This window comes from Peptostreptococcus russellii (genome assembly GCF_900110295.1).
Taxonomy (GTDB): Bacteria; Bacillota; Clostridia; order Peptostreptococcales; family Peptostreptococcaceae; genus Peptostreptococcus; species Peptostreptococcus russellii_A.
Map to the genome: position 1 here is coordinate 1 of NZ_FODF01000031.1, position 8,552 is coordinate 8,552.

The 8,552-nt window shown below is 27.9% G+C and carries 6 protein-coding genes; all 6 read left to right on the forward strand.

All coding sequences use genetic code 11. The annotated features are described in order from the left end of the window. A partial coding sequence (locus BMY82_RS08720) for a cell wall-binding repeat-containing protein (protein ID WP_091976166.1) occupies nucleotides 1–1,294 on the forward strand: 1,294 nt, incomplete at its 5' end. Nucleotides 1,295–1,724: 430 nt separating this feature from the next. Further along, the gene (gene cas6, locus BMY82_RS08725) at nucleotides 1,725–2,417 is read left to right on the forward strand and encodes a CRISPR-associated endoribonuclease Cas6 (RefSeq protein WP_091976167.1); all 693 of its coding nucleotides are present in this window, start codon (nucleotides 1,725–1,727) and stop codon (nucleotides 2,415–2,417) included. A gap of 15 nt (nucleotides 2,418–2,432) precedes the next feature. Continuing rightward, nucleotides 2,433–4,256, forward strand: coding sequence for a hypothetical protein (locus BMY82_RS08730; protein ID WP_091976168.1), 1,824 nt, complete (start codon nucleotides 2,433–2,435; stop codon nucleotides 4,254–4,256). 13 nt (nucleotides 4,257–4,269) lie between these two features. Next, complete coding sequence (locus tag BMY82_RS08735) at nucleotides 4,270–5,241, forward strand: type I CRISPR-associated protein Cas7 (protein WP_091976169.1); 972 nt, start codon at nucleotides 4,270–4,272, stop codon at nucleotides 5,239–5,241. A 2-nt stretch (nucleotides 5,242–5,243) separates the two neighbouring features. Then, nucleotides 5,244–6,020 (forward strand): type I-B CRISPR-associated protein Cas5b, encoded by a 777-nt coding sequence (cas5b, locus tag BMY82_RS08740; RefSeq protein ID WP_307759963.1) that lies wholly within the window; start codon nucleotides 5,244–5,246, stop codon nucleotides 6,018–6,020. A gap of 48 nt (nucleotides 6,021–6,068) precedes the next feature. Next, a partial coding sequence (locus BMY82_RS08745; protein WP_091976170.1) for a CRISPR-associated helicase/endonuclease Cas3 occupies nucleotides 6,069–8,552 on the forward strand: 2,484 nt, incomplete at its 3' end.

Below are 8,552 nucleotides of genomic sequence, written 5' to 3' on the forward strand. Positions count from 1 at the left end.
ACAGACTGCAGGAGAAGAAGCAATAAATAAAGTAGCAAATCCACAGACAGCACTGGAAAAAGCACAGACTGAAGCAGAAGCTGCAATAAATGCTGCAGCAGAAAAAAAGATAGATGAAATAAAAGGTGTACAAGGAGCAAGTGAAGAAGATATAACTGCAGCAGAAGAAAAAGTAAAAGCTGCACAGTCTACAGCAATAGAAGCGATTAAAAAAGCAGAAAATCCACAAGGAGTAACAGAAGCACAGACTGCAGGAGAAGAAGCAATAAATAAAGTAGCAAATCCACAGACAGCACCTGTAGAAGGAAATACATCAGGAGGTAGTTCATCATCAGGTGGCGGCGGTGGAGGAGGATCTTACACTCCAGCAAGCAAGGTTACTTCAGATAGAATAGCTGGATCAAATAGATTCGACACTGCAGTTAAGGTTTCACAGTCTGCATATCCAGATGGAGCAAAGACTGTAATACTAGCAAACGGAGAAAAGTTCTCAGATGTACTTGCAGCAATGCCTTATGGAAAGACTATAAAGGCTCCAATACTATACACTAACTTCGATAATATTCCAGATGAAACATTAAAGGAATTAAAGAGATTAGGTGTAGAAAAGGTAATTTTAGTAGGTGGAGAAAAGAGTATATCACTAGATGAACAGAAGACATTAGAAGGCAAGGGTTACAAGATAGATAGAATAAACGGTGTGGATAGATATGAAACATCTAAGCTTATAGCAGAAAGAATGAAGGCTGCTGGAGCTAAGGGAATTAACGATGTTATAATCGCAAGTGGACAGGTATTCCCAGATGCACTTTCAATATCTCCATTAGCTGTTGAAAATGAAATACCAATACTTCTAACAAGTAAGGATACATTATCTGAATACACAATTAAGTCATTAGATAATGTGAAGGATGGAAAGATTTATATCACAGGTGGTGTAAATTCAGTATCTAACTCTGTAGAATCTAAGCTTAAGGAATACACTAAGCAGAAGATAACAAGATTTGCAGGAGCTGATAGATATGAAACTTCACAGATAATAGCTAAGTCATTAAGACCAAATGCAACTACATCAGTATTTGCAAGTGGTGAATTATTCTCAGACGCACTAGTTGCAGGAGAATTAGTAAGTAAAGACAATGCACCATTAATGTTGGTAAAGAAGAACAACTTACCAAGCAGTATTTCAAGCTATGTAAAGGATTCTAAGATAACAAACAATGTTATAGTAGGTGGAGTAAATACTGTATCAGATAGTGTTGTTTCTAAGATAGAAGAATTAGAAAACAGATAAAGATTACAATTATATTTATATATGTATAATCTTATAATAAAAGGCGTGTCATTTTTGGCACGTCTTTTTAAATGTAAGTTATATAATCTATTAATCTCAATTCTCTTTTAGTACTTTATTTTTCTAAATGTTAATTCAAATTTTTTCTGATATAATAAAAAAATTTATGGTATAACGATTTTTTATTGAATAGCAATACTTTTTGATGTATAATCTATTGGATAAGATAAACCGAAACGATTGTCGTTTTGAAATTTATTTTAGATTATATATTTCTAATTGATTAACCATAACAAAAGTTGTAAAAATAAGAAGAAAAAGAAAAAACTGAAAATTACAAAAAAGTGTCTTGACAGAAGTGGAAAGTAGTAATAGAATTGAGTTAGATAGTAAATGTCATTATTTTAGATAATATAAGAAAGGAGCTATTATGAAGGTAAGAGAGATTAAAGTAAAAGTCTATCTATTAAAAGACATATCTTCCATTGATGTAACAAGTGAGATAAGCAAATTTATAGATAGTGCCTTGGGAAAGGATGAAAGGTGGAAGAAGTTCCACGAAGATATAGGTTATAAAATGTATAATTTCAATCAATTTTGGCCTATTGAAAAAGATAAGATCTATAAGAAAGGAGCTTTGTATGTTTTTAATATTAGAACTGTAAATGATGAACTTTCGGAAAATGTTTTCTCAAATCTTAATAATCATTCGACAGATTCTATAAAGGGAATTGTTACAGAATCTAGAATAATTCCTAAAAAATTAATTGAAAAAATATATAATATTACACCAGTTATTTTAAAAACAGAAAATGGATATTGGAAAGAGTGTATTTCATTAGATGAATTTGAAAGAAGGATATTTGAAAATCTAGTTAAAAAATATAATGATTACTCAAAAAATAAAATTGATGAAGATTTTAAACTTTATAATTCAATTACATTTTTAAATAAGAAACCTATAAAGAGTCATTATAAAGAAATTTCTTTATTGGGAGATAAGTTATCTCTAGAGATTTCTGAAGATGAAATGGCTCAGAAAATAGCATATTTTTCCTTAGGTGTTGGAATAGGAGAGATGAACAGTAGGGGCTATGGATATTGCAACTATAGATGGTATTAAAAAGGAGGTGAAGTCATGCTAAAAGATTGTCTGGAAATTTTTAAAGAATTTAAAGGTGATGATGATAGTGTTATTTTAGATAGTTATATACTGGCAGATGGAGACTATATCATAGTAAGGAAAGACGGTTCTTTAGATCATAGCTTTATAAAATTTGATAAAAAAAGTAAAACAGTAGAAAATAAACCGATTAACTATGATGAGTTATGCTTCTTTGACTATAATAGTAAACTTATTGATATGAACAAGCCTATTGATGGGAAGAAAGTTATACATTCGAATAACTATTTAAGTTTTTTTATAAAGCAAGAGAATCTTCATAGTGGAAAGTTAACAGAGAAAGTAATCAATAACTATTATGAAATACTGTCAAATCCTGAAATCAAGTATACAAAAGCTTCTGAAAAAATAATGTATGAAAAAGTAAGAGAAAAGTTAGGTGATGTAGATCAAAGTGAATTGGAAAAATCAAAGTCATGGATATTGGAAAATATATTAAATATCAATGAAGAAAATATTATAAAAGATAGAGTAAATGATCAAAAGATTACTCTTAGTGGTGGCAAAGTATATCTTAAAATTTTCTTTGAAGCAGATAAAGAGAAATATATAAGAGAAAATCAGAGATATTTGCTAATGAAATTGTATAATAACAACAACTACAGTGTTGAAGTAGACGGCAATATTTTGGGATTGCCGAATGACAACATGGGTTTAAATTCAAAAAAAATATTCTTAGAACATAAAAATCAAAAAAATACGGTACCGTATTTGATAGAGTCCGAAGAAGCTCTTTTACAAAAATCCTTCTTCGATTATTTAATGAACCAAGTAAGCGCAGGAAAGAATATTATCTACTTGGATAATAATGATAATGCCGTTGATGAAAAGTTAATAGTAGCTAGTAAAAGTGGCGAAGCTCCAGAAAATGGATTTTCAGGATATATATTAAATCTAGTATTAATTAAAAGAAAAACAGGAGAAGAAGCAGGAATTTTTTATCAGGACATTATTAATGAATACAATAACAAATTAAAAAAAGAATTCCATTATAAAAACCATACTGGGAATATAGGCTTAGATGAAGTTTTTGGAAAAGTCAACGAAAAGAAAATCATTCAAAGTGAATTAAATGAAATTATGTTTTTTAAATTTCTTATAAATAATTACTTTGAAGATGAAGGTGATATTAAACTTGCGGGAGATTTTGATAAGAGTAATTTCAAAAATTATATTATACTATCAAGAAATTCAATTTTTCAATGGCTTTACAATGATGATGAAAGGGGGATGAAAAGAGTTGTAAATACTATTTTCCCCAAAATCGTAAAGTATTCGATAGACAATGGATATATCAAAAAGGCAATATATCAATTTAATATGTATCTGTCTTTTAAAGAGTATTTTGAAGGAGATGAAGATATGAGTACAGACTATATTTCAATAGAAAAAGAACTAGATCAAAAAATAAATAATAAAGCTGAAAAAATAATAAAAAGTGATGAAGAATATTATTTTGCAATAGGTCAGCTAGTTAACTTTTATATATCTTTAAATAAATCAAAGGATAAAAAACATTCTCTAGCAAATCCATTTTTAAATGCAAAAAATGATTCAATGATAAAGGATAGACTACTTAGATTCTTTAAAAAATATAATTATGATTTATCTACAAGTGGAGCTAGATTTAATAATTTGTACGGAATGATTGCTGTATATGAAGCAAAAGGAAAAGTAAATCAGGATGCTATAATAGCAGGATATTTGAGAGATAATATTATATATAAGAAAAAAAGTATTGAAGATAATGCAGATTTAAATGAAGAAAAGGATTTATAGGAGGTAAAGTAAAATGGAAAAAAGAGTATACGGAGTGTTAGGAATATCATCAATGATGGCTAACTGGAATGCAGATTTCACAGGATATCCAAAGTCTATGTCAGACGGTACAGTTTATGGAAGTGATAAAGCTCTTAAGTACACTATGAAAAAAATGTGGGAAAATGAAGGCGAAAAGGTTTTATATATCAAGAGTCTTAGAATATCAGATAAAACTAATACGATAGTACCAAGATCTTTAAAAGAAAGATATGAACAAATATTTGAAGTAGAAGATTTAAAGAAAGAAAAAGATGCAGATAAGGTATTGAAAAATCTATTTTCTGCAGTAGATGTTAAAAATTTTGGAGCAACATTTGCAGAAGAAGGAAGCAATATTTCCATTACAGGTGCAGTTCAGTTTGGACAAGGTATCAATAAGTATGAAGAAACTGTTGCAGAGGAGCAGCAAATATTATCTCCATTTAGAGATTCAAAGGTAAAACCTTCAAAAAATAATGAATCTTCATCTGATGAAGCTAAAAATTCAACATTAGGTACGAAAATAACAAGTGATGAAGCTCATTATTTCTATCCGTTTGTAGTAAATTCTTTGGCATATAAAGGTTATGAAGAAATGAAAGATGCTAATGGAGATGCTATTACAGAAGGTTATACTGATGCAGATTATGAGAACTTCAAGAGAACAGCTCTGGTATCAGCAACAGCATTTGCAACAAATGCAAAAGAAGGATGCGAAAATGAATTTGCATTGTTCGTAGAAACAGATAAGGAATTATACTTACCAAATTTAAGTGAGTATATTTATTTTGAAAAAGGCGATGAAAAAAATATAATAGATATATCTGCTTGTTCAGCTATATTAGAAGATATAAAAGATAAAATAAAGAGTGTTGAAGTTTATTATAATCCTTATACAACAGAACTTAGAACAGGAGAATTTTCAGGTAAGATTCTAAATATAATAACTCAAAAAGAGGTGTAGATATGATAGAGGCTTTAAAGTTTACTCTTAGTGGAAAAAATGCCTTTTTCAAGAAACCAGATGTAAACACTTACTTATACTTTACTTATGGTCATATACATAAGGTGGCATTGTTGGGGATGTTAGGTGCTATTGTTGGATATGATGGATATGGTCAGAAAAAATGGACAAAGACTAAAAAAGATGAGTATATTGAAGAATACCCAGAGTTTTACGAAAAATTAAAAGACTTAAAAGTTTCAATTACGCCATCAAAAGGATGTGAATATATAGCTAAAAAAGTGCATACCTTTAATAACTCAGTAGGATATGCTTCAAAGGAAACAGGTGGAAACTTAATAGTTAAAGAGCAGTGGCTAGAAGATCCATCTTGGGATATATATATTATCTTAGATACTGATGAGGCAAAAAATATAGCAGAATATATATTAAATAGGAAAACGATATATACACCATACCTTGGTAAAAATGATCATTTAGCTGATATATCGTCTCCTGAAAAAATAGAGATAGAAAAGAAAAGTTTTATAGGTGATAGTATTTCTATAAAATCTTTATATCCTAAAGATATTGGAAAAATAGATTTAGAAGGAACTGAGGACTTGGAAGAAGAATATTCAATTAGTTTTTTCAAATATGAAGAAAGACTTCCCCTATCATTAGATGGAAAGTTAAATAAATATGAGACAGTATCACTTGTTTTTACAAATATGTTAATAGAAATAAAGAATGATGAAAGTTTATTTGATTCAAAAGATGGTGTCCTTGCTTTTTATTAAAATATAATTGGGCTGCCCTTTGAGGCAGCCTTATTTATAGGAGGAAAAATGAAAGTAGAAAAATATTTTGTAGATATTAAGAATATAATAGTTAATAGTGACGATTATTATGCACATAGAATAGATGGTAATAGTCAAGCAGAAAAAGAAAAATTAATAGAACATCTAGAAAGATGCGAAAAATATTTTATTAGAATTTTTGAAGAAAAAGAAATATCAGATGTCGTAGAAAAATTTGAAAAAATATTCTTTAAAACTCCAGAAGAAAATAAATATTATGATAAAGAAGTTGAATTTTTTAGATTAGCTTTATTTAATATAATAACTTTTCATGATATTGGCAAGATTAATCCTTTATTTCAAAGTGAAAAAATGAAAAATCCAAAATTTGCCAAAGAAAAAAAGCCAGATGAAACATTAAAATCTTATCATTCAGAACTTTCCTCTATAATTTATATAGATTACTTTGAAAGTTTATTGGATTCATATGAATTAGAAAAAGAAATAAAAAAATTAATGAGGATATTTATTTTGATGTTTTCCTTTATAATATCAAGACATCATAGCTATTTATCAAACCTAAAGGAATATACAAGTAAATTTAATGAAGCAAGTCCAGATAAAAAGAATCTGAAGATAGAGGCAGAAAAAAAATTACTTGAAGAATTACTTGAAAATAAAATATATGTGAAAAACATCGAAGGAAGTAAATTCAATGACGAAATAAAAGTAATATATGGGAATATTTTTTTAGATCGTTATACAGTAAGATTAAAAGAATTTAACGCATCTATTGAAATATATACTTTGTCAAGATTAATGTATTCTATGCTTGTAGCAAGTGATTATTATGCAACAACTGAGTACATGAATGAGTTAGAAATTCAGGACTTAGGAAATATAAAGTATTTTGATGAAATATATGGAAGTTATAAAAATGGTGATATCTACAAGGCTATAAATAACTACAGAAATAATAGAGTAGATGTAAAAGAAGTTGGAAAAGAAGGAATAAACATTCTCAGAAGTGAACTATTTATTGATGCAGAAGATGAACTAAATAAAAACAAAGAAAAAAATATATTTTATTTAGAAGCACCTACAGGAAGTGGTAAGAGTAATACAGCCATGAATCTTAGCTTCAAGCTAATAGAAAATGATAAAAAATTAAATAAGATATTTTATATTTATCCTTTTAACACTCTTGTAGAGCAAAATTTAGAGTCGATAAACAAAATATTTGAGGGAAAAGAAAATGTAATGTCTCAAGTAGCTGTGGTAAATTCCTTATTTAAATTGAAGAGCGATAAAAATTATGATGGAGATAGCAATGAAAAGCTATATGAAAGCAAAAGAGATATTGTAACCCTTTTAGATAGGCAGTTTTTAAATTACCCAATTATTTTATCTACTCATGTTATGTTATTTAAAACATTATTTGGAAATAAAAAAGAAGATGCATTTGCCTTTCACCAACTATGCAACTCTGTAATAGTATTAGATGAAATACAAAGTTACAAAATAACGATATGGTCAGAAATTATAAGATTTTTAGAGGCTATGTCTCAGATGATGAATATAAAAATAATTATAATGTCTGCAACTTTGCCTAAACTAGATATGTTATTAGGGGAAAATACGAAGAACAATAGTGAAAATCTAATTAAAAATAGAGAAAAATATTTCGAACATACAGTATTTAAAGATAGGGTCATAGCAGATTACAGTTTATTATCAGAAAATGAAGATATTGAAGAAAAGTTAATTGAAAAAATATTAGAGTATAAAGATAAAAAGGTTCTGATAGAATTTATAACTAAAAAATCTGCGGAAGAATTTTATAATAAACTAAAAGATTTAGGTAAACTAGAGGATACAAAGCTTATTTTAATAACTGGAAATACTAGTTTATCCGATAGAAAAAAATTGATTAAATATATAAATAATGAAGAAAAAATAATAGTAGTGGCAACACAAGTAATTGAAGCTGGTGTAGACATTGATATGGATGTAGGATTTAAGAGCATATCTAAGCTGGATAGCGAAGAACAGCTAATGGGAAGAATTAATAGATCCTCTAAAAAAGAGAATTCAAAAGTATATTTCTTTGATTATGGAGATTCAAAGAATGTTTATAAGAATGATATAAGAGTTAATAAGGAATTTACTTTATATTTAGATAGTATGAAAGAAATTTTATCTAATAAGAAGTTTGGTAAATACTATGAAGATATTTCTAGATATTTGTATAAAGAAGGAAATAGAAGAAACGATGAAAATATAGATTTATTTTTTTATGATTTAGTTGGCAATCTAAATATGGAAAAAGTTTCGGACAGAATGGAACTTATAGATGATAATGTAGAAAAAGTAAGCTTATTTTTATCCAGAGAAATAGAATTATCAAATGGAGATAGTTTAGTAGGAAATCAAGTATGGCAAGAGTATAAAAAATTGCTAGAAGATAATGAAATGCCATATTCAACAAAAAAAGTAAAACTTCATAATATAAGGACTGAAATGAATGAATTT

Bases quoted from the DNA above. Each gene is read 5' to 3' on its own strand.
- BMY82_RS08730 (WP_091976168.1), top strand. From the start codon at position 2,433: ATGCTAAAAGATTGTCTGGAAATTTTTAAAGAATTTAAAGGTGATGAT.
- cas5b (WP_307759963.1), top strand. From the start codon at position 5,244: ATGATAGAGGCTTTAAAGTTTACTCTTAGTGGAAAAAATGCCTTTTTC.
- BMY82_RS08735 (WP_091976169.1), top strand. From the start codon at position 4,270: ATGGAAAAAAGAGTATACGGAGTGTTAGGAATATCATCAATGATGGCT.
- cas6 (WP_091976167.1), top strand. From the start codon at position 1,725: ATGAAGGTAAGAGAGATTAAAGTAAAAGTCTATCTATTAAAAGACATA.